This is a genomic window from Streptomyces sp. NPDC048584, assembly GCF_043199595.1.
GTDB classification, from domain to species: domain Bacteria; phylum Actinomycetota; class Actinomycetes; order Streptomycetales; family Streptomycetaceae; genus Streptomyces; species Streptomyces edwardsiae.
In genome coordinates, this window is record NZ_JBICWF010000006.1 from 203,526 (window position 1) to 224,380 (window position 20,855).

19 protein-coding genes are annotated in these 20,855 nt (G+C 73.2%); 15 read left to right on the top strand and 4 right to left on the bottom strand.

Features of this window, described 5'->3' with window-relative positions:
* Window positions 1–4 precede the first annotated feature (4 nt).
* Entirely contained in the window at window positions 5–787 is a 783-nt protein-coding gene (locus ACGFR9_RS15840; RefSeq protein ID WP_393208015.1) for a 3-oxoacyl-ACP reductase, read from the top strand.
* Window positions 788–814: 27 nt separating this feature from the next.
* Entirely contained in the window at window positions 815–1,690 is an 876-nt protein-coding gene (locus tag ACGFR9_RS15845; protein WP_393208548.1) for a DUF2510 domain-containing protein, read from the top strand.
* Between the two features lie 4 nt (window positions 1,691–1,694).
* Here the strand turns inward: ACGFR9_RS15845 and ACGFR9_RS15850 are convergent, their stop codons facing one another.
* The gene (locus ACGFR9_RS15850) at window positions 1,695–2,897 is read right to left on the bottom strand and encodes an amino acid deaminase/aldolase (protein WP_393208018.1); all 1,203 of its coding nucleotides are present in this window, start codon (window positions 2,895–2,897) and stop codon (window positions 1,695–1,697) included.
* Between the two features lie 1,179 nt (window positions 2,898–4,076).
* Here ACGFR9_RS15850 and ACGFR9_RS15855 point away from each other — a divergent pair.
* Entirely contained in the window at window positions 4,077–4,889 is an 813-nt protein-coding gene (locus ACGFR9_RS15855; RefSeq protein ID WP_393208551.1) for a hypothetical protein, read from the top strand.
* On the top strand, window positions 4,886–6,058 hold the full coding sequence (gene mycP / locus ACGFR9_RS15860) for a type VII secretion-associated serine protease mycosin (protein WP_393208021.1): 1,173 nt from the start codon (window positions 4,886–4,888) through the stop codon (window positions 6,056–6,058). Before ACGFR9_RS15855 ends, mycP begins: the two co-directional genes overlap by 4 nt.
* On the opposite strand, the gene ACGFR9_RS15865 is transcribed toward mycP, so the two are convergent.
* Window positions 6,043–7,011 carry a serine hydrolase gene (locus ACGFR9_RS15865; RefSeq protein WP_393208024.1) on the bottom strand — a complete coding sequence of 323 codons (969 nt, stop codon included), beginning with the start codon at window positions 7,009–7,011 and terminating at the stop codon, window positions 6,043–6,045. The two genes, mycP and ACGFR9_RS15865, sit on opposite strands and share 16 nt — an antisense overlap.
* Before the next feature lie 117 nt (window positions 7,012–7,128).
* Between ACGFR9_RS15865 and ACGFR9_RS15870 the strand changes: the two genes are divergently transcribed.
* The gene (locus tag ACGFR9_RS15870; protein WP_393208027.1) at window positions 7,129–7,860 is read left to right on the top strand and encodes an SseB family protein; all 732 of its coding nucleotides are present in this window, start codon (window positions 7,129–7,131) and stop codon (window positions 7,858–7,860) included.
* A 4-nt stretch (window positions 7,861–7,864) separates the two neighbouring features.
* On the opposite strand, the gene ACGFR9_RS15875 is transcribed toward ACGFR9_RS15870, so the two are convergent.
* Window positions 7,865–8,242 (bottom strand): DUF1844 domain-containing protein, encoded by a 378-nt coding sequence (locus ACGFR9_RS15875; RefSeq protein WP_393208030.1) that lies wholly within the window; start codon window positions 8,240–8,242, stop codon window positions 7,865–7,867.
* Window positions 8,243–8,639: 397 nt separating this feature from the next.
* Between ACGFR9_RS15875 and infC the strand changes: the two genes are divergently transcribed.
* The 10 genes from infC to ACGFR9_RS15925 all read left to right on the top strand — a co-directional run bounded on the left by infC (window position 8,640) and on the right by ACGFR9_RS15925 (window position 19,920).
* Window positions 8,640–9,281, top strand: coding sequence for a translation initiation factor IF-3 (infC, locus tag ACGFR9_RS15880; RefSeq protein WP_393208554.1), 642 nt, complete (start codon window positions 8,640–8,642; stop codon window positions 9,279–9,281).
* Between the two features lie 111 nt (window positions 9,282–9,392).
* Window positions 9,393–9,587, top strand: coding sequence for a 50S ribosomal protein L35 (rpmI, locus tag ACGFR9_RS15885; protein ID WP_003977225.1), 195 nt, complete (start codon window positions 9,393–9,395; stop codon window positions 9,585–9,587).
* A gap of 95 nt (window positions 9,588–9,682) precedes the next feature.
* Entirely contained in the window at window positions 9,683–10,066 is a 384-nt protein-coding gene (gene rplT / locus ACGFR9_RS15890; protein ID WP_004933571.1) for a 50S ribosomal protein L20, read from the top strand.
* 270 nt (window positions 10,067–10,336) lie between these two features.
* A complete protein-coding gene (locus ACGFR9_RS15895; protein WP_393208035.1) occupies window positions 10,337–11,185 on the top strand; it encodes a TrmH family RNA methyltransferase in 849 nt (282 codons plus the stop codon).
* Window positions 11,186–11,277: 92 nt separating this feature from the next.
* Window positions 11,278–12,423 (top strand): ATP-binding protein, encoded by a 1,146-nt coding sequence (locus ACGFR9_RS15900; RefSeq protein ID WP_030225243.1) that lies wholly within the window; start codon window positions 11,278–11,280, stop codon window positions 12,421–12,423.
* A 174-nt stretch (window positions 12,424–12,597) separates the two neighbouring features.
* Window positions 12,598–13,743 (top strand): phenylalanine--tRNA ligase subunit alpha, encoded by a 1,146-nt coding sequence (pheS, locus tag ACGFR9_RS15905; RefSeq protein ID WP_393208038.1) that lies wholly within the window; start codon window positions 12,598–12,600, stop codon window positions 13,741–13,743.
* Window positions 13,743–16,256, top strand: coding sequence for a phenylalanine--tRNA ligase subunit beta (gene pheT / locus ACGFR9_RS15910; RefSeq protein WP_393208041.1), 2,514 nt, complete (start codon window positions 13,743–13,745; stop codon window positions 16,254–16,256). Before pheS ends, pheT begins: the two co-directional genes overlap by 1 nt.
* Window positions 16,257–16,533: 277 nt before the next feature.
* Window positions 16,534–17,580, top strand: coding sequence for a PP2C family protein-serine/threonine phosphatase (locus tag ACGFR9_RS15915; RefSeq protein ID WP_393208044.1), 1,047 nt, complete (start codon window positions 16,534–16,536; stop codon window positions 17,578–17,580).
* 253 nt (window positions 17,581–17,833) lie between these two features.
* Complete coding sequence (locus ACGFR9_RS15920; protein ID WP_393208047.1) at window positions 17,834–19,174, top strand: transcriptional regulator; 1,341 nt, start codon at window positions 17,834–17,836, stop codon at window positions 19,172–19,174.
* A 200-nt stretch (window positions 19,175–19,374) separates the two neighbouring features.
* On the top strand, window positions 19,375–19,920 hold the full coding sequence (locus tag ACGFR9_RS15925; RefSeq protein WP_393208050.1) for an NUDIX hydrolase: 546 nt from the start codon (window positions 19,375–19,377) through the stop codon (window positions 19,918–19,920).
* A 74-nt stretch (window positions 19,921–19,994) separates the two neighbouring features.
* Here ACGFR9_RS15925 and ACGFR9_RS15930 read toward each other — a convergent pair whose 3' ends face one another.
* Window positions 19,995–20,852, bottom strand: coding sequence for a 3-hydroxybutyryl-CoA dehydrogenase (locus ACGFR9_RS15930; protein ID WP_030225233.1), 858 nt, complete (start codon window positions 20,850–20,852; stop codon window positions 19,995–19,997).
* Window positions 20,853–20,855 lie beyond the last annotated feature (3 nt).

A 20,855-nucleotide genomic window follows, 5' to 3' on the forward strand; every position in this document is an offset into this window, starting at 1 on the left:
GCACATGAGCGAAGAGATCATCTGCCGCCGACTCGTCGGCCGTACCGCCGTCGTCACCGGAGCCGGCAGCGGCATCGGCCTCGCCACCGCCCGCCGGCTCGCCTCCGAGGGCGCGCACGTCGTCTGCGCGGACGTGGACGAGGTACGCGGCAAGGCCGCGGCCGAGGAGACCGGCGGCATCTTCGTGCACGTCGACGTCACCGACCCCGAGCAGGTCGAGGCGCTGTTCAGGACCGCGTACGACACCTACGGCAGCGTCGACATCGCCTTCAACAACGCAGGGATCTCCCCGCCCGACGACGACTCCGTCCTGGAGACCGGGCTCGACGCCTGGAAGCGCGTCCAGGAGGTCAACCTCACCTCCGTCTTCCTGTGCTGCAAGGCCGTCATCCCCTACATGCGGCGCCAGGGCAGGGGCTCCATCATCAACACGGCGTCCTTCGTCGCCCGGATGGGGGCGGCGACCAGCCAGATCTCGTACACGGCCTCCAAGGGCGGCGTACTCGCCATGTCCCGCGAACTCGGGGTGCAGTTCGCCCGCGAGGGCATCCGGGTCAACGCCCTGTGCCCCGGCCCGGTCGACACCCCGCTGCTGCGGGAACTGTTCGCCAAGGACCCCGAGCGGGCCGCCCGCCGGCTGGTGCACATCCCGCTCGGCCGGTTCGCCGACGCCGCCGAGATCGCCGCCGCCGTCGCCTTCCTGGCCAGCGACGACTCCTCCTTCGTCAACGCCACCGACTTCCTGGTGGACGGCGGGATCTCGGGGGCGTACGTCACACCGCTGTGAGCCGCGCCCTACAGTGCCCGGATGAGCATGACGCCCCCGCCCGGCTGGTACGCCGACCCGCACGCCCCGCACCTGGAACGCTGGTGGGACGGCACGGCCTGGACCGAGCACCGACGCACACCCGGGGCTCCCGCCGTGCCGCCGGCGCCGTCCGGCGGCCGTACGAAGGCGATCGCGCTCACCACGGCGGGGGCCGTGCTGGTCGCGGCGATCGTCACCGGTGCGGTACTGCTCAACGGTGACGACGGCGATTCGGAGACGCGGAGCGGCCCGACGACCTCCACGTCCGCCCCGCCGTCGTCACCGACGCCGCCACCGTCCCCCTCCGAGGACCCGAACGTGGTCGAGGACCAGCTCAACGGGATCACCTTCCCCCTGCTCGACGGCTGGGTCCGGCCCGAGCACGTGCCGCAGGAGGACGTCGTCATGACCACCGACGGCACCCACGACTGCCCCGGCGACGGCAGCGTCTGCCGGCACGGCCTCGTCATCTCCCGCACGGTCACCGTGAACGACGAGACCTCGCCCGAACGGCTCGCCGAGGAGGACATCTCCGACGCGGCCGACGCCGCCTTCGACAAGGACGCCCTCGGCCGGCGCCCGTACGGCGGCCTGGAGTCCCACGAGGTCGTGAAGTCCGGCCCGGTCGCGGTGGCGGGCCGCGCCGGCTACCTCGTGCGCTGGCGCGTCACGACCGCCGAGGGGCCCGGCGGTCATGTGCAGTCGCTGGTGTTCCCGTCCAGCGTCGGCACCGAGTCCCCGGTCCTCGTCCGGTACGTCTTCGAGGCCGGCGAGGACGGCCCGCCCCTGGCCGACATGGACCGCATCACGGACGGCATCCGCTCGGTCACCGACGCGGCCTCCTCCGGTGGCGTCGGCAGCGGCATCGGCCCCACGGACTGAGCCGCTACAGGAACGTGTGGCCCTCGCCGCGATACGTCGGCACGGTCGCCGTCACCGTGTCGTCCTCCACCAGATGCAGCGCGTCGAACCGCTCGCACAGCTCGCCCGCCTTCGCGTGCCGGAACCACACCCGGTCGCCGATCAGCAGATCGTCGGCGGGCGACCCCAGCAGCGGCGTCTGCACCTCGCCGGCCCCCTCCTGCGGGTCGTAGCGCAGCCCCTCCGGCAGATACGGCACCGGCAGCCGGTCCGTGCCGGGCGCCCCCGACGCCGGATAGCCCCCGCCCAGCACCGTCACCACGCCGACACCGGGCCGCCGTACGACGGGCAGGGCGAACAGCGCGGCCGGACGGCCGGTGAACGACGTGTAGTTGTCGAACAGCCGCGGCACGTACAGCCCCGAACCGGCCGCGATCTCGGTGACCGCGTCCTCCGCGGCGGTGTGCTGCACACTGCCCGTACCGCCGCCGTTGACGAACTCCAGCTCCGGTACGACCTCCCGGACCGCCCGCACCACCGCGGCCCGCCGCTCGGCCAGCTCCCCGCGCGCCGCGGTCTGCATCAGCCGCACCGCACGCGACCGCAGCGGGCGCCCGGCCACCGCGTCACCGACACCGGCCACATGACCCTCGTACGCCATGATCCCGACGACCTCGAATCCCGGCCGCCGGGCCACCGCGCGCGCGAACTCCGCGACCTGGGCGGGGGAGTGCAGCGGGGAACGCCGGGCACCGATCCGCACCCGCCCGCCGAACAGCTTGAGCGACGTGTCCAACTCCAGGCACACCCGGACCACTTCGCCGCCGCCCGCGCGCGAGGCGTCGATCAGGTCCAGCTGCGCCGGATCGTCCACCATGACCGTCACGGCGGCGGCGAGCTTGGGATCGGCGGCGAGCTCCGCGTAGGCGGACCGGTCGGCGGAGGGGTAGGCCAGCAGGACGTCGTCGAACCCGGAGCGGGCCAGCCACAGGGACTCGGCCAGGGTGAACGACATGATCCCCGCGAAACCGTCCCGCGCGAGCACCCGTTCGAGCAGCGCACGGCAGCGTACGGACTTGCTCGCGACCCGGACCGGCTTCCCGCCCGCCCGGCGGACCAGATCGTCCGCGTTGGCGTCGAAGGCGTCCAGGTCCACGATCGCGAAAGGGGCGTCGAGCGGTGCGGTGGCCCTGTCGTAACGGGCCCGGTCGGCGGCGCGCACAGTCATGAACGCAGCCTGCCAGACGCGATTACCGCACGGTAGGGGATGTTCCGGGCAGATGCCGCGGGCCTGCGGACTGGTTCCCGTTCGACGCGGATCACGCCGTAGAGTGACGCGCACGCACGGCGGAACAGACGCCGGCCGTCAGGCCGGGCCGGGATGACGCGCCGTCCGTGCGGGTATCTGTGCCCGGGACGAGTCCGTGCCGGGCGGGCACGACGGAACGGGGGGTGCATGAGCACGGAAGCGCGCCGCGCCTCCCACCCGCCACGACCCGCCGTCCCGCCGCGCCCCGCGCATCCGCCGAAACCGAACGAGTCCCCGACGGGCGAACGCGACGGCCGGGACGCCCCGGAACCCAGCGTCCCCCGAGGCCGCACCTCGGGCGGCGCCGGCCTCTTCGACCCCCGCGAACCGGTCGCCACGGACGCCGACGGCACGGACGGGCCGCGTGGACGCGCCTCCGGCGCCTTCGAACGGCGCGAGCCGCCGGCCGGGAACACCGGCCCCTCGGCGCCCCACCCGCGTACCGGCGAGGGCACGCCCCCGCCGCCACGCGCCTCCGCCCGCTTCCCCGACACCCCGCCGGCCGTCGGCGGCGAGACCCGCTCCGTCCCGCCACAGCCCACCCACCGCCCCACCCCACCCGAGTCCCCCGCGGAGACGACCACCCGCCTACGCCCCCTCCGCCCCCGGGACGCCCACACACCCCCGTCGGGGGACACCGACGAACGCCCCCCGGTCACGCGCGAGACACGCGGCCCCGGGGCACCCCCGGCGTACCCGCCGACCGACCCGCCGCGCCCCGAGCGCCGGCCGAGCGCCGGCGAGCGGTCTTCGGACACGGGTCCGGGTACCGGCGGTGCCGGGCGTCCCGGGGCGGCCCCCGCGTACCCGCCGACGGGCGGTCACCGCTCCCCGCAGCGGCCGGGCGCGGACGCGCGGTCCCCTGGTGCGCGCGAGACGGTCGCGCCGGCTGACGGTTCACGTCATACGCGGCGGGCGAGCTCCGGTGAATGGTCCCCGGGCGGGCGCCCGGGTGCCGGCCCGGGCAGGGGCGCCGCCGGGGCGCCCCCGGCGTACGGGGCCCCGTACGAGGCCGGCAGCGGTCGTGTGCCCGATCCCGCGTTCTCCTGGAGTGCGCCCATGGCGCCGGGCGGCGCGTCCGGGGCGGGGCGGCCCGTGGTGTCCTTCGGGGAGCCGGAAGGGTACGGCCAGGGTGCGCGGCCCCGGCCGCTCGGGCGGCGCGGGCGGTCGCAGGCCATCGCGGCAGCCGCCTGCCTGGTCCTCGGGACCGGACTCATCGGCGGTGCCGTCACCGGGAGCTGGCTCACCGGCGACTCCGACGGGACGGGCACCCGGCCCGGCTTCGCCGCCGCCCAGGACATCTGGCACGACGTCCCGGTCGACCAGCTGTTCCCGCCCACCGTGCAGGGCAAGGGCGCGGGCCCCGGCGGCGCCGACCGGGTCTGGACCCGTATCGCCGTGGCCCCCGACAGCGACTGCGACGGCGCCTTCGACACCCTGATGCGCAAGGTCCTCGCCCCCGTCGGCTGCGAGCGCCTGCTGCGCGCCACCTACACCGACGCCACCCAGAGCCATGTCACCACCGTCGGCCTGCTGTTCACCAAGGCGGACGCCGCCGCCATGACCACCCTCGCCCGCCGCTTCGACAAGGAGCGCCTGGACCGCCGCAGCGACCTGATGCCCCTGCCGTACGCGGCGAAGGGCACCGCCGCCGCCGGGTTCGGCGCGAAGCAGCGCGCCTCCTGGACGGTCTCCGTCCTCACGGACGCCCCCGTCGTCGTCTACGCCGTCACCGGATGGGCCGACGGCCGCACCGTCGACACCCCCCAGCCCGCCGAGGACGCCATGGAGTCCGGAGCCACCACCGCCCCAGCCCAGGCAGGCCTCGGCCACGAGGCCCAAGGCCTCGCCGACCGCGTCGAACGCGGCCTGCGCAAGAAGGCCGGCACCGCCACGGAGCAGCCGTCATGAGCCCTCGCACCGGCACCGCCGCACTCGGCGGCCTCCTCGCCGCCGCCCTCGTCCTCGTCCCCGCCACCGAGGCGCACGCGGACAGCATCCGCGCCCGGCAGTGGGCCCTCGAGGCCATGCACACCACCGAGGCGTGGCAGACCACGAAGGGCGCGGGCGTCACCGTCGCCGTCCTGGACACCGGCGTCGAGGCCGACCACCCCGACCTCGACGGCAACGTCCTCACCGGCACGGACCTCGTCGGCTTCGGCGCGAGCGAGGGCGACCGCGCCTGGGCCCGCCACGGCACCGCCATGGCCGGCATCATCGCCGGCCACGGACACGGCGCCGGCAACGCCGACGGCGTCATGGGCATCGCCCCCGAGGCGAAGATCCTCCCCGTCCGCGTGATCCTCGAGGACGGCGACGACGCCCGCGCCAAGGCCCGCCGCACCCGCGGCAACGCCCTCGCCGACGGCATCCGCTGGGCCACCGACCACGGCGCCGACGTCATCAACCTCTCCCTCGGTGACGACTCCGCCTCCGCGCACCCCGAATCCGGCGAGGACCAGGCCATCCAGTACGCCCTGCGCAAGGGCGTGACCGTCGTCGCCTCCGCCGGGAACGGCGGCGAGAAGGGCGACCACGTCTCCTACCCGGCCGCCTACCCCGGCGTCATCGCCGCCACCGCCGTCGACCGCTACGGCACCCGCGCCCCCTTCTCCACCCGCCGCTGGTACGCCACGGTCAGCGCCCCCGGCGTCGACGTGATCATCGCCGACCCCGACCACAAGTACTACGAGGGCTGGGGCACCAGCGCCGCCGCCGCGTTCGTCTCCGGCGCCGTCGCCCTGATCAAGGCCGCCCACCCGGACCTCACCCCGGCCCAGGTCAAGGACCTCCTGGAGGACACCGCCCGCAACGCCCCCGCCGACGGGCGCGACGACTCCCGCGGCTTCGGCTTCATCGACCCCGCCGCCGCGATCGAGGCCGCGTCCCGGCTGAAGCCGGAGGGCCTGAAGGCGGCGGCGTACGGCGACCCGTACTTCGGCCCGGGACCGGACACCGCGGACTCCGACGGCGACACCGCCGACTGGGCGGCCCCCCTGGCGGGCGGCGCGGGCGGGGTCCTGCTGGTCGCCGCCGTGGTCCTGTGGCGAGGCCGCCGCCCCCGCTACGACGAGGCCTGAGCCCCGGCCGGCCCGCCCCCGGTGAACACCGACACCGCCGCCCGCGCCGCCGCCTCGGCCGGCCCGCCCCCGGTGAACACCGACACCGCCGCCCGCGCCGCCGCCTCGGCCAGCGCGATGCCCTCCTCCTGGGTCGCGCTGCCCCGCGACAGCGCCGCCACCAGGTAGTCGTGGCCGCCCGCCGTCACCCGCCCGATGCTGTTGATCACCCACAGGCCGGTGGTGCCGCGCCGCAGCCAGCCGTTCTTCAGAGCCCACTCCGTGCCGTCGGCGGCCGCCGACACCCCCCACCGCTGTCCCGCGGCGATCCGCCCCATCAGCTCCCGCGCATACGCCCGCGAGGCCTCGCTCAGCAGCGACCCCTCCGCGACGAACACCTGCCGCAGCAGCCGGATCCGGTCGTCGGCCGTGGTCTGCGTCAGCCCCCACAGCGGCCCGTCCCCGCCCGCCGTGTCCGTCAGCCCGAACCGCTCGTTCGCGGCGTCGAGCCCCTCCGCCGTCCCGATGGACCGCCACAGCGCCGACGTGGCGTCGTTGTCACTGTTCTCGATCATCGCGGTGGCGTACGTCCGCTCCTCCGCCGTCAGCGTCCGGCCCGCGTCCTGCGCCCGGAGCAGCAGCGCCGCGAGGACGTCGACCTTGACGACGCTCGCCGTGTCGAAGACACCCGCGCCGTACGAGGCACCCTCCCCGGAGCCGGTCTCCAGCACCGCCACCGACACCTCGGCGCCGTCCGCCACGTCCACCCGCTCCATGGCCGCCGCCAGCAACGCGTCCCGGTCCACCGCCGCCTCCGTCGCGCTCTCCACCGTTTCCTCCCTGTCCGCCGTGCGCACCGCCGCCGGGTGCGAGGTCGTGTACATCGTCCCCGCCGCCGTACCGCACCCGACGGTGACCAGGGAGAGAACGAGGGACATCAGGGCACGGCGCCGGGTCCTGCGGGGTGATTCCATGGCCGCGATCGTCGGGGCGGCGCCTGTGCGGGCCCTGGGACGGGGCTGAGATCCGGCTCAGATCTCGGTGAGAGGCCGATGAGGAACCCCGGCCCGCCCCCGATAGGGTCGGTGACCGTGGCGAACAAGAACATCCCCGACTCCCCGTTCCGCGACGACGACGGCACCGCCGACCCCCGGCTGAGCGCCGCGCTCGCCGCCTGGGCGGAGGACGGCAACGCCGTCGGACCCGTCCTCGCGGCACTCAAGGGCGCCCGGCTGCTCGTTCCGGTGGTGGCCGTGCTCGGTGAGGTCGAGGAGGATGAGAACGGGTTGCGCCGTGAGAAGACCAGCGACATGGCCGTACCGACGCTGAAGGCGGGCAACCGCACCGCCCTTCCGGCGTTCACCTCCACCGAGTCGCTCGCCCGCTGGGACCCGGAGGCCCGCCCCGTCGCCCTACCGCTGCGCCAGGCCCTGGAGGCCGCCGCGCACGAGAAGGCGGACACCGTCGTACTGGACCTGGCCGGGCCCGTGCCCTTCGAACTGACCGGCCCCACCCTGCTCGCCCTCGCCGAGGGCCGCACCAGCACCGACCCGCTCGCCGACCCGGTCGTCGTCGAGGCCGTACGCGCCGCGGTCGCCGCGGAACCCGCCGTGCTGCGCGCCCACCTCGGTCCGGGCCAGGCCGACGGCACCCTCGCCCTCGTCCTCGACCCCGCCGTGCCGGCCGCCGAGGCCGCGCGCGCCGTGGCGCAGCGGCTGGCCGCGGACGAGACGCTGAGGGCCCGCCTGGTGCGCGGCCTCGACCTGGCAGTCCTGCCGGCCGGGACGACGCCTCCCGGCGAGCCCTTGTACGTACGTCCCTGAGACCTCAGCCGTAGACGGCGCCCGTGTACTTCTCGCCCGGACCCTGACCCGGCTCGTCCGGGACCAGCGAGGCCTCGCGGAACGCCAGCTGGAGCGACTTCAGACCGTCGCGCAGCGGCGCCGCGTGGAACGAGCTGATCTCGGTCGCGGAGGCGTCCAGCAGACCGGCCAGCGCGTGCACCAGCTTGCGGGCCTCGTCCAGATCCTTGAACTTGTCGCCCTCCTCGGTCAGACCGAGCTTCACGGCGGCGGCGCTCATCAGGTTGACGGCGACCGTCACGATCACCTCGACGGCCGGGACCTCGGCGATGTCGCGGGCCATGGCGTCGAAGTCGGGGTCACCGGAGGTCGCGGGGGTGTCCGAAGGGGGGGTCTCACTCATGCCCCACACGATAGGCGCAAGGGGGGCGCCCCCTTGACGGCAGGAGGCCGGGTACGGCCGGTTGGTGCGGCCCACCGGGAGCTGCTAACCTTGTGTAACGACCGGTCGGACCCGTGTGCCTCGCAGCATATGAGCCCGGCCCACAAGTGGAGGCTTCGAACTCCCACCTGACCGCCCCCCGGGCGGCGGGTCACCGGTCAGGCGGTCCCGTCCCCCGAGGCGGCGATCGGCCCGAAAGCGCGCCCCGCGATCATCGTGGTGGTGTTCCGGTAGTTCGAGGAACCCCGCCTGTGATCGGCCGGGGCATTTTTTCTGTTTCGGCGCGGTTAGGTCTCACGAATACAGACGTTACGCGGCTGTCCGCCAGACCGTCGCGTGGTGCTACCGAGGAGGATCCATCAGCGCCGAGCCCCGCATCAACGACCGGATTCGCGTTCCCGAGGTGCGACTTGTCGGTCCCAGCGGCGAGCAGGTCGGGATTGTCCCGCTTGCCAAGGCCCTGGAGCTTGCGCAGGAGTACGACCTCGATCTCGTCGAGGTCGCGGCGAACGCCCGTCCGCCCGTGTGCAAGCTCATGGACTACGGGAAGTTCAAGTACGAGTCGGCCATGAAGGCCCGTGAGGCGCGCAAGAACCAGGCGCACACGGTCATCAAGGAGATGAAGCTCCGGCCGAAGATCGACCCGCACGACTATGACACCAAGAAGGGTCACGTCGTCCGGTTCCTCAAGCAGGGCGACAAGGTCAAGATCACGATCATGTTCCGTGGTCGCGAGCAGTCCCGGCCGGAGCTCGGTTACCGACTGCTCCAGCGTCTCGCGGAGGACGTGGCCGACCTCGGGTTCGTGGAGTCGAACCCGAAGCAGGACGGCCGGAACATGATCATGGTTCTCGGTCCGCACAAGAAGAAGACCGAGGCGATGGCCGAGGCCCGACAGGCGCAGGAAGCCCGCAAGGCGGACGCGAAGGCCAACCCCGGCAAGTCGCAGAACGTCGCGGAAACCGAGGACCTGCCGGCCGAGGAGCCTGCCGAGGCGTGACTCCCCGGGGTGCGAGCCCCAGGAAGCAACCGACAACAAGTACGACGCTCCACCGTGCCCGGTTCGCAAGACCGGGCACCGGAGCGCCACCGACGAGGAGAGAACGGCGCTATGCCGAAGAACAAGTCGCACAGCGGTGCCAGCAAGCGCTTCAAGATCACCGGCTCCGGCAAGGTGCTCCGTGAGCGCGCCGGCAAGCGCCACCTGCTCGAGCACAAGTCGTCCCGCGTGACGCGTCGCCTCACCGGCAACGCCGAGATGGCCCCGGGCGACGCCGCGAAGATCAAGAAGCTTCTCGGCAAGTGAGGTCGGGCGCACCGCGCCTGATCCACGCACACCGGGACCCAATCGTTTCCGGGCCGTGTGACGACAACCACGGCCCCGCTACAAGGAGTTAACAAGTGGCACGCGTCAAGCGGGCAGTCAACGCCCACAAGAAGCGCCGGGCGATCCTCGAGCAGGCCTCCGGCTACCGCGGTCAGCGCTCGCGCCTGTACCGCAAGGCCAAGGAGCAGGTCACCCACTCGCTGGTCTACAACTACAACGACCGCAAGAAGCGCAAGGGTGACTTCCGCCAGCTGTGGATCCAGCGCATCAACGCCGCTGCCCGCGCCAACGGCATCACGTACAACCGCTTCATCCAGGGCCTGAAGGCCGCGAACGTCGAGGTCGACCGCAAGATCCTCGCGGAGCTGGCCGTCAACGACGCGACGGCGTTCGCCGCGCTGGTCGAGGTCGCGCAGAAGGCGCTGCCGGCGGACGTCAACGCGCCGAAGGCCGCGTAAGCACTGCGTTGGCTTGAGGCCGACGTGAGTTCAGGACCCGCAAGCCTTGAGCCTGCGGGTCCTGTTGTTTGCCGTTCCTCGGCGGTCCTTCGGGTGCGGGCCCGGCTGTGGCCGGTCGCGCCCACGCGGCGGAGCCGCACATCGAAACAGCCCCGCGCCCCCAGAGGGTTGCGGGCGCCGCTGTTCGCAGGGCGGCGTGCCCCAGTGGTGCCGGAGGGACGGCACCGTTGCCGTGACCCCGTCCATTGCGATTCCTCCGAAGGTGAAGAAATGGTTCCCGTCAGCCCTGAGCTGATCTCCCCCCGGTCTCCGCGTGTCGCTGCCGCCCGGCGGCTCGGGAAGCGGAATTTCCGGGGGAAGGAGCGGCTGTTTCTCGCCGAGGGGCCGCAGGCCGTGCGGGAGGCGGCGGGGCACGGGGACACGCTCGTCGAACTGTTCGCCACCGTCGAGGCCGCCGAGCGGTACGCCGACATCGTCGGGGCGGCCCGTGACGCCGGGGCGCGTATCCACCTCGCGTCCGAGGACGTCATCGCCGACATCTCCACCACCGTCACCCCGCAGGGACTGGTAGGGGTGTGCCGGTTCCTGGACACGCCGTTCCAGGAGATCCTCGCCGCCCGGCCCAGGCTCGTCGCCGTCCTCGCCCATGTACGCGACCCCGGGAACGCCGGCACCGTGCTGCGCTGCGCCGACGCCGCCGGAGCCGACGCCGTCGTCCTCACCGACGCCTCCGTCGACCTGTACAACCCCAAGGCCGTACGCGCCTCCGTCGGCTCCCTGTTCCACCTTCCCGTCGCCGTCGGCGTCCCCGTAGAACAGGCCGTGGCCGGACTGCGGGACGCGGGCGTACGCCTCCTCGCCGCCGACGGCGCGGGCGACCGGGACCTCGACGACGAGCTGGACAAGGGCACCATGGGCGGCCCCACCGCCTGGGTCTTCGGCAACGAGGCCTGGGGCCTGCCCGAGGAGACCCGCGCCCTCACCGACGCCGTCGTCCGCGTTCCCATCCACGGAAAGGCGGAGAGCCTGAACCTCGCGACCGCCGCCGCCGTATGTCTCTACGCGTCGGCCCGTGCACAGCGCGCCGCCGGAGGGTGCCGCTCCGTCACCGGGAGCTAGTAGGGTGACCAGCCCGGGGACCCTCCCCAAGCTCTCGGCAGGGGCTCGAGCACGGGGCGCCCCGAGGATGGTCCGAGAGGTGGGGTACGGGGATGAGTGTCGGCACGAGCAGCGCACCGGGGGCACGACGGGCCGCGCGCCCGCCCGCGCCCCGGCCCGGTGATCTCGCCGAACTCGGCATCGACCCCGACCAGCTCCCCGACGGACTCGTCGTCGCCGACGAGCACGGGCGGGTGATCTGCTTCAACACGGCCGCCGCCCGTATCACCGCCGTCCCCGCCGAGCGTGCCCTCGGGCAGCCGCTGGAGACCGTCCTGCCGTTAGAGGACCTGGAGGGCCGCCGCTGGTGGCAGCTCACCGACCCCTACGGCGGCCTCGCCATCCGCGTCCGCCAGCCCGAACGCAACCTGCTGCTCCCCGGCGGCCGAGAGGTCCTCGTCTCCGCCCGCTACGTCCGTACCCGGCCCACCGGCCCCGTCCGCCGGGTCGTCGTCGGCCTGCGCGACACCGAGGCCCGGCGCCGCACCGAGCGCAGTCACGCCGAGCTGATCGCCACCGTCGCCCACGAACTGCGCTCCCCGCTCACCTCCGTCAAGGGCTTCACCGCCACCCTGCTCGCCAAGTGGGAGCGGTTCACCGACGACCAGAAACGGCTGATGCTGGAGACCGTCGACGCCGACGCCGACCGGGTCACCCGGCTCATCGCCGAGCTGCTCGACATATCCCGTATCGACTCCGGCCGCCTCGAGGTGCGCCGCCAGCCCGTCGACATCGGGGCCGCCGTCGGACGGCACATCCAGGCCTACGTCGCGGCGGGCCAGGAGGCCGACCGCTTCCTGCTCCGGGTGCAGCACCCGCTGCCCGACCTGTGGGCCGACCCCGACAAGGTGGACCAGGTGCTCAGCAACCTGCTGGAAAATGCGGTGCGCCACGGCGAGGGAACTGTCACGATCGACATCACGCCCTCGGCGTCCCCGCGCGAACGGGAGACCGGCGAGAGCGCGGCCACGTCGGTCACGGTGAGCGACGAGGGGCCCGGCATCCCGGAGGAGTCCATGAACCGCGTCTTCACCCGCTTCTGGCGGGGCAGCAAACGCGGCGGCACGGGCCTCGGGCTGTACATCGTCAAGGGCATCGTCGAAGCCCACGGCGGCACCATCACGGTCGGACGCGCCCCCGGCGGCGGCGCCGAGTTCCGATTTACGTTGCCCGTGGCGGCACCCGCGTATCTCAGCTGAGATCCGGGCCCGGCCCCACGGGCGCATTCGCTCACCCCCGCACCGTTAGACTCGGCCTTTGGCACCTTTGTGTCCCAAAGACCTGGACGGACCGTCCAGGAGTCGGTACGGGGACCATCAGCCTGGGGGCACCTCCCAGCGGTAGCTGGGGGACAATCGGAAGTACGGGAAGAGATGTCGGCACCGAATAAGTCGTACGACCCTGTCGAGGTCGAGGCGTTGAAACCGGAAGAGATCGAGCGCATGCGGGACGAGGCGCTCGCCGCCTTCGCCGCCGCGGACTCCCTCGACGCGCTCCAGGAGGCCAAGGTCGCCCACACCGGCGGCGCCTCCCCGCTGGCGCTGGCCAACCGCGAGATCGGCGCCCTGCCCCCGCAGGCCAAGGCCGAGGCCGGCAAGCGCGTCGGCCAGGCACGCGGCGCCGTGAACAAGGCGCTCGCCGGCCGCCAGGCCGAACTCGAGGCCGAGCGCGACGCGCGCGTCCTGGTCGAGGAGGCCGTGGACGTCACGCTCCCCCACGACCGCGTCCCGGCCGGCGCCCGCCACCCGCTCACCACGCTGTCGGAGCGCATCGAGGACGTCTTCGTGGCCATGGGCTACGAGGTCGCCGAGGGCCCCCAGGCCGAGGCCGAGTGGTTCAACTTCGACGCCCTCAACATCGGCCCGGACCACCCGGCCCGCGGCGAGGCCGACACCTTCTTCGTACAGACCGCATCCGACAACGGCTCCGCCGTGGGCTCGGGCGGCACCGGGTCCGGTGTCGTCCTGCGCACCCACACCTCGCCCGTGCAGATCCGCTCCCTGCTGGAGCGCGAGCTGCCGGTCTACGTGATCTGCCCCGGCCGGGTGTACCGCACCGACGAGCTGGACGCCACACACACCCCCGTCTTCCACCAGGTCGAGCTGCTCGCCGTGGACGAGGGCCTCACCATGGCGGACCTCAAGGGCACCCTGGACCACATGGTCCAGTCGCTGTTCGGCGCGGAGATGAAGACCCGGCTGCGGCCGAACTTCTTCCCCTTCACCGAGCCGTCCGCCGAGATGGACATGCTCTGCTACGTGTGCAAGGGCGCGTCCGTCGGCAACCCCGACCGGCCCTGCCGCACCTGCTCGTCCGAGGGCTGGATCGAGCTCGGCGGCTGCGGCATGGTCAACCCGCGGGTGCTCACCGCCTGCGGCGTCGACCCCGAGAAGTACAGCGGCTTCGCCTTCGGGTTCGGCATCGAGCGGATGCTGATGTTCCGCCACAACGTCGAGGACATGCGAGACATGGTCGAGGGTGACGTCCGGTTCACCCGGCCGTTCGGGATGGAGATCTGATGCGGATCCCGCTTTCTTGGCTGCGGGAGTACGTCGACCTGCCGGCGACGGAGACCGGCCGTGACGTACAGGCCAAGCTCATTTCGGCCGGGCTGGAGGTCGAGACCGTCGAGCACCTCGGCGCCGACCTCAAGGGCCCCCTCGTCGTCGGCCAGGTACTGACCATCGAGGAGCTGGAGGGCTTCAAGAAGCCGATCCGCTTCTGCACGGTGAACGTGGGGCAGGCCAACGGCACCGGTGAGCCGCAGGAGATCGTCTGCGGCGCCCGCAACTTCGCCGTCGGCGACAAGGTCGTCGTGGTCCTCCCCGGCGCCACCCTGCCCGGCGGCTTCTCGATCAGCGCCCGCAAGACGTACGGCAAGACGTCCCACGGCATGATCTGCTCCGCCGACGAGCTGGGCATGGGCGACGACGGTACGCACGGCATCATCGTGCTGCCGCCGGAGACCGAGGTCGGCAAGGACGCCATCGAGCTCCTCGAACTCGTCGACGAGGTCCTGGACATCGCCGTCACCGCCAACCGCGGCGACTGCCTCTCCCTCCGCGGCGTCGCCCGCGAGACCGCCATCGCCTACGGGCTGCCGCTGCGCGACCCGGCCCTCCTCGACGTGCCCGGCCCGAACGCGTTCGGCTACCCGGTGAAGGTGTCCGACCCGGCCGGCTGCGACCGCTTCACCGCCCGTACGGTGACCGGCCTCAGCCCCGAGGTGCGCTCCCCGATCTGGCTGAAGCGCCGGCTGCAGAAGGTCGGCATGCGCCCGATCTCGCTCGCCGTCGACGTCACCAACTACGTGATGATGGAGCTCGGCCAGCCGCTGCACGCCTACGACCGCTCCCTGGTCCAGGGCACCATCGGCGTGCGCCGGGCAGCCGAGGGCGAGAAGCTCGTCACCCTCGACGGCGTCGAGCGGAAGCTGCACGCCGAGGATCTCGTCATCACCGACGACCGCGGCCCCATCGGCCTCGCGGGCGTCATGGGCGGCGCGAACACGGAGATCGCCGACCACGACGACCTCGAGAAGTCGACCGGCGACGTGGTCATCGAGGCCGCCCACTTCGACCAGGTGTCCATCGCGCGCACCGCCCGCCGCCACAAGCTGTCCTCGGAGGCGTCCCGCCGCTTCGAGCGCGGCGTCGACCCGCAGGCCGCCGCCGCTGCCGCGCAGCGCACCGTCGACCTGCTGGTGCTGCTCGCGGGCGGCACCGCCGAGGCCGGCGTCACCGAGGTCATCGCCCCGACCGCGCCGCACACCATCACCGCGCCCGCCGACCACCCGGACAAGGTCGCGGGTGTGACGTACGGCCGCGAGACCGTCGTACGCCGCCTCCAGGAGGTCGGCTGCGACGTGTACGGCCAGGACGAGCTGATCGTCACCGTGCCGTCCTGGCGGCCCGACCTCACCGACCCGAACGACCTGGCCGAAGAGGTCATCCGGCTGGAGGGCTACGAGAACCTGCCCTCCACGCTGCCCAAGCCGCCGGCCGGCCGCGGGCTCACCGCCCGCCAGCGTCTGCACCGCCGGATCGGCCGCGCCCTGGCCGGCGCCGGCTACGTCGAGGCGCTGAACTACCCGTTCGTCAGCGAGCAGGTCTTCGACCAGCTCGGCCTGGACGCCGACGACCCGGCCCGCCGTGTCGTGAAGCTGGTCAACCCGCTCAGCGACGAGGAGCCCGCGCTGCGCACCTCGCTGCTGCCGGGTTTGCTCGGCGCGCTGCGCCGCAACGACGGCCGGGGCTCGCACGACCTCGCCCTGTTCGAGACCGGCCTGGTCTTCCAGCCGCGCGACGGGCAGCGGGCCGCCGCGAACCTGCCCGTGGACCGGCGCCCCAGCGAGGACGACATCGCCGCGCTGGACGCCGCGCTGCCCGACCAGCCCCGGCACGTCGCCGTGGTGCTGGCCGGCGCCCGCGAGCAGGCCGGCTGGTGGGGCAGGGGCCGTGCCAGCGACTGGGCCGACGCGGTCGAGGCCGCCCGGACCGTCGCCCGTGAGGCCGGCGCCGAACTGGGCGTCCGCAAGGGCCAGTACGGCCCGTGGCACCCCGGCCGCTGCGCCGAGCTGACCGTCACGGTCGACGGCGAGGAGCGGATCATCGGGCACGCCGGCGAGCTGCATCCGCGCGTCCTGAAGACCCTGGGCCTGCCCGCGCGCGCCTGCGCGATGGAGCTGGACCTGGACGCCCTGGAGCAGGTCGGCGACGACACCCCGCAGGCGCCGGTCATCTCCACCTTCCCGGTCGCCACGCAGGACGTCGCCCTGGTCGTCGACGCGTTCGTGCCCGCGTCGGAGGTGGAGGCGGCGCTGCGCGAGGGCGCCGGCGAACTGCTGGAGTCCATCCGCCTGTTCGACGTGTACGAGAACGCCGACCAGCTCGGCGAGGGCCGCAAGTCCCTGGCCTACGCCCTTCGCTTCCGAGCCACCGACCGCACCCTGACGGTCGACGAGGCGTCGGCGGCCAGGGAGGCGGCGGTGACGCTGGCGGGAGACCGCACGGGAGCGACCCTGAGGGGCTGAGTTCCAGCCCCTCCGGCGTTTGAAGGAGCGGGGTCCGGGGCGGAGCCCCGGGGACGGGAAGGGGCGGCGGGGGCGACAATTCCCCCGCCCCCCGGGCCGCGCGGGGGCGCGACACAACCCCCGCGCCTCCCCCACTCCCCTCAACCCGCCGGTCACCTCACTCGTTCGGGTGACTAACCACTCCGATACCCCCATTTCACGCCACCCACTGGACAGAATCAGACCGGCCTCGCGAGGCCGGTCTGCGCTGTCCGGGCCAAAATGGGGGGCCATCCGCATGATCCGCTTCAAGCCTGGGGCTCCCCACAGGGTGCCACCAAGGTTCCAGCCCACAAGGCTGCCCACCTACGCCGTACCCACTGCCCTGGGCGCCACCGCGGTGGCCTACCGCGCGACCTGCCCACTCGCCCACGACGACGCCCTCACCGCCCGCCTCATCAGCAGCGCCGTCATGTGCGCGCTCATCACCGGCCTGGTGATGCACGTGCGCCACCGCCTCCTGCGCGACCTGCGTGAGGCCCGCCGGACCGCCGAGGCCGCACAGAGCGCGCTGCTGAGGCCGCCGCCCCCGAAAGTCGACGGCCTGGCCGCCGCCGCGGTCCACCTCTCCGCCGACCCCGGCGCCCGGATCGGCGGCGACCTGTACGAGGTGGTCTCCACCGAGCACGGCGTGCGCGCCGTCATCGGCGACGTACGCGGCCATGGCCTCGGGGCAGTCCGGACCGCCGCCGCCGTCCTCGGCAGCTTCCGCGAGGCCGCCCACGACGAGGCGGACCTCGCCGGTGTGCTGCGCCGGCTGGACCGGGCGATGGCCCGGCACCTGCGCGCACACGCCCAGGACGGCCCGCCCGGCGAGGAGTTCGTCACCGTCCTGCTCCTGGAGATCCTCCCCGACGGCGTCGTACGGGCCCTGAACTGCGGCCACCCCTGGCCGTATCTGCTCACCGGCGCACGGGCAGAACCGCTCGCCCGCACCGAACCGCTCCCGCCGCTCGGCCTGTTCCCGCTGCCCGCGGACCTTCCCGCCGTCCTCTGCCGCCCGCTGCTGCCCGGCGACGCGCTCGTCCTGCATACGGACGGAGCCGAGGAGGCGCGGGACGCAGAGGGCCGGTTCTTCCCGCTGCGCGACGTCCTCACCGCGGCCGCCCGGGAACGCCCCCTCACGCCCCGGTCCGTCCTGTGCACGGTCCTGACCGCACTCCTGCGGCACACCGCCGGCCCGCCGGACGACGACGTGGCGCTGCTGATCCTCAGAAACGAGCGGCATGTGGGCGTCACCGCCGCGCACCCGCACGCGAAACCCCACCTCCAGTCCCCCGCGTGACCGGCCGCGCCACGCCGTCCGTCCCACCACGGAGTGTCGGGCAGGCAGCGGGGCGGACGGCGTGGAATCGGGCCGCCGCACTGTACGAGGGGGAGCCGGCGGCCCGGCCGGCCTCTTGCGAGGCAGTTCAGTCAACCGGCCGGACACGCTCAGCGACAGTGTGCGCACACTACGGATCGGGGCACTCCGTTCACACCCCGTGTGAACGGCCGGCCATTACTCTGTCCGCCACCGAGCCAACGGGGGGCCTGGAATGCAGCCCAACACTCTCCTCGACGCGATCCTGGACGAGTCCGGGATCTCGCACGCGGGCCTGGCGGCCCACGTCAACCAGGCCGGACGGGCCCGCGGACTGTCGCTCCGCTACGAACACACCGCCGTGGCACGGTGGCTGAAGGGACAGCGGCCCCGCGGCCAGGTGCCCGACCTGATCTGCGAGGTGCTCGCCGCCCGGCTGCGGCGGCAGGTCACCCTCGACGACATCGGCCTCGGTGTGCCCGGCGAACCGGCCGCCCCGCACACCGGCTCCCTCTCCGGGTTCGTCGAGCGGGCCACCGCGCTGTGGCGCTCCGACCAGCAGCGCCGCCCGCACATACTCGGCGCCCCCGCCGTCACCGGCACGCCCGCCGTGATGCCCGTCTGGGAGTGGGAGAACCCGCCCGAGGACGTGGACGTCTCCCGCGGCGGCCGGCACCGCGTCACCACCGGCGACCTCGACATGCTGCGCACCGCCCGCACCCACTACGAGCGGCTGTACCGCAAGGCGGGCGGGGTCGCGACCCGCGCCCGGATCGTCGGCTTCCTCAACGCCGAGGCCGCCCCCCTGCTGCGCGGCAGCTACACCGACGCCACCGGCCGCCAGCTCCACCGCGCCACCGGCGGCCTGGTGGCGATCGCCGGCATCTGCGCGTACGACTCCGACGCGCACGGGCTCGCCCAGCGCTACTTCCACCAGGCGCTGCGGCTGGCGAAGGCCAGTGGCGACCGGGGACTGGGCGCCTATGTGATCGCGCTCCTCGTCAACCAGTCGCTGTTCATGCGGGAGTACCGGCAGGCCGTCGCCTTCGCGGAGGCCGCGCTGCGCGCCGCCGGCCCCCACATCACCCCGGCGCTCGCCTCCGACCTGTACGCGATGCAGGCCAAGGCGTACGCGCACCTCGGCGACGGCAGCGGCGCGCTGTCCTGCATCCGGCGGGCCGAGCAGGCCGCCGAGCGGATCCGGCGCGGCACCGAACCCGACGAGACCGGCTATGTCCAGCCGGGCCTGGTCAACGTCCAGGTGGCGGAGGCACTGCTCAGCCTGGGCGAACTGGCGGCGGCCGGCGAGCACGCGGCGGCGGCCGTGGACACGCCGGCGCACGACCGGGGCCGGGTGCACCGGCTGGCCATGCTGAGCACCGTCGAACTGCGCCAGGGCAATGCCGACAGGGCGGTCGTCCTCGCCGTGCAGATGGCCGAACTGGCCAGGGGAATGGAGTCGCAGCGGGTGCGGGACCGGCTGCGCGCGGTGCGTGAGCACCTCGTCCGCAGCGGCGGCGCCGGCAGCGCCGAGGCGGCCGAACTCATCGACGGGGCACTGCGCGTACCGCTCTAGAGGGTGTCCGACCCATGGCCGCGGCGTCGCGTGCTCCCGTGTCGGACGCCCCCTGGCGACCGGCGCATCCCCCACGCCACGTGCCCTGTCCGCGCCCCCGCCGCGCCCGTCGCTGCGCCGCGGGCGGCCTCCCGTGCGCCTGCCTGCGGGGCCGTCGCTGCTGCGATATTGCGCCTTACCCGTCGGAAGGTGGCAGCACCATGCAGTGGACGAAGCAGAGCGAAAAGACCGTGTACGCCAACCGCTGGTTCAGCGTCAACCTCGCCGATGTCGAGCTGCCGGACGGCCGGCACCTCGACCACTTCCTCGTACGGCTGCGGCCCGTCGCCGTGGCCACGGTGGTGAACGAGGCCAACGAGGTCCTCCTGCTGTGGCGCCACCGCTTCATCACCGACAGCTGGGGATGGGAGCTCGCCGCCGGCGTCGTCGAGGACGGCGAGGACATCGCGGTGGCCGCCGCGAGGGAACTGGAGGAGGAGACCGGCTGGCGGCCGGGACCGCTGCGCCGTCTGATGAGCGTGGAGCCGTCCAATGGCCTCACCGACGCCCGGCACCACGTCTACTGGTCCGACGAGGGCGAGTACGTCGGCCACCCGGTGGACGACTTCGAGTCGGACCGCCGGGAGTGGGTGCCCCTGAAGGTGGTCCCCGATCTGGTCGCCGCCGGAGAGGTCCCGGCCGCGGGCATGGCCGCGGCGTTACTCCTGCTGCACCACCTCAGGCTCGGCCAGGACGACAGGCCCTGAAACGCCGAAGGCCCGGCACCCCGCGGGGACGCTGTCGGTCGGTTTCCCGCGGGGTGCCGGGCCTTCACCGGAGCTCAGTAGGTGTAGAAGCCCGAGCCGCTCTTGCGGCCGAGGCGGCCCGCGTCGACCATGCGCTGGAGCAGCGGGGGAGCGGCGTAGAGCGGTTCCTTGTACTCCTCGTACATCGAGTACGCCACCGAGGCCACCGTGTCCAGGCCGATCAGGTCGGACAGCTTCAGCGGACCCATCGGGTGGGCGCAGCCCATCTCCATGCCGTTGTCGATGTCCTCACGGCTGGCGATGCCCGACTCGAACATCCGGATCGCGGAGAGCAGGTACGGGATCAGCAGCGCGTTCACCACGAACCCGGAGCGGTCCTGGGCGCGGATCGCGTGCTTGCCCAGCGTCTTCTCGGTGAAGGCCTGGGCACGGCTCAGCGTGCCCTCGGAGGTGGTGAGCGCCGGGATCAGCTCGACCAGCTTCTGCACAGGGGCCGGGTTGAAGAAGTGGATGCCGATGACATGGTCCGGCCGAGCGGTGGCGACCGCCAGCTTCACCAGCGGGATGGAGGAGGTGTTGGACGCCAGGATCGCGTCGGGCCGGGTCACGACCTGGTCGAGAACCTGGAAGATCTCGGTCTTGACCTGCTCGTTCTCGACCACGGCCTCGATCACCAGATCACGGTCGGCGAACTCGCCGAGGTCCGTGGTGAAGCTCAGCCGCGCCTGCGTGGCCTCCAGCTCCTCCGTGGAGATCTTGCCGCGCTCGGCCGCCTTCGACAGGGAGTTGAACAGCCGGGTGCGGCCGATCTCCAGAGCCTCGCCGGTGGTCTCGGCCACCTTGACGTCCAGTCCGGCCCGGGCGCACACTTCGGCGATCCCCGCACCCATCTGACCGCAGCCCACCACTCCGACGCGTTCGATGTCCGTCACATC

Coding starts and splice junctions, on each gene's coding strand:
- ACGFR9_RS15900 (WP_030225243.1), top strand. CDS start 11,278: ATGAGTGTCGGCACGAGCAGCGCACCGGGGGCACGACGGGCCGCGCGC.
- ACGFR9_RS15865 (WP_393208024.1), bottom strand. CDS start 7,011: ATGGAATCACCCCGCAGGACCCGGCGCCGTGCCCTGATGTCCCTCGTT.
- ACGFR9_RS15920 (WP_393208047.1), top strand. CDS start 17,834: ATGCAGCCCAACACTCTCCTCGACGCGATCCTGGACGAGTCCGGGATC.
- mycP (WP_393208021.1), top strand. CDS start 4,886: ATGAGCCCTCGCACCGGCACCGCCGCACTCGGCGGCCTCCTCGCCGCC.
- ACGFR9_RS15895 (WP_393208035.1), top strand. CDS start 10,337: ATGGTTCCCGTCAGCCCTGAGCTGATCTCCCCCCGGTCTCCGCGTGTC.
- ACGFR9_RS15925 (WP_393208050.1), top strand. CDS start 19,375: ATGCAGTGGACGAAGCAGAGCGAAAAGACCGTGTACGCCAACCGCTGG.
- ACGFR9_RS15845 (WP_393208548.1), top strand. CDS start 815: ATGACGCCCCCGCCCGGCTGGTACGCCGACCCGCACGCCCCGCACCTG.
- ACGFR9_RS15850 (WP_393208018.1), bottom strand. CDS start 2,897: ATGACTGTGCGCGCCGCCGACCGGGCCCGTTACGACAGGGCCACCGCA.
- pheT (WP_393208041.1), top strand. CDS start 13,743: ATGCGGATCCCGCTTTCTTGGCTGCGGGAGTACGTCGACCTGCCGGCG.
- ACGFR9_RS15840 (WP_393208015.1), top strand. CDS start 5: ATGAGCGAAGAGATCATCTGCCGCCGACTCGTCGGCCGTACCGCCGTC.
- ACGFR9_RS15875 (WP_393208030.1), bottom strand. CDS start 8,242: ATGAGTGAGACCCCCCCTTCGGACACCCCCGCGACCTCCGGTGACCCC.
- ACGFR9_RS15915 (WP_393208044.1), top strand. CDS start 16,534: ATGATCCGCTTCAAGCCTGGGGCTCCCCACAGGGTGCCACCAAGGTTC.
- rpmI (WP_003977225.1), top strand. CDS start 9,393: ATGCCGAAGAACAAGTCGCACAGCGGTGCCAGCAAGCGCTTCAAGATC.
- pheS (WP_393208038.1), top strand. CDS start 12,598: ATGTCGGCACCGAATAAGTCGTACGACCCTGTCGAGGTCGAGGCGTTG.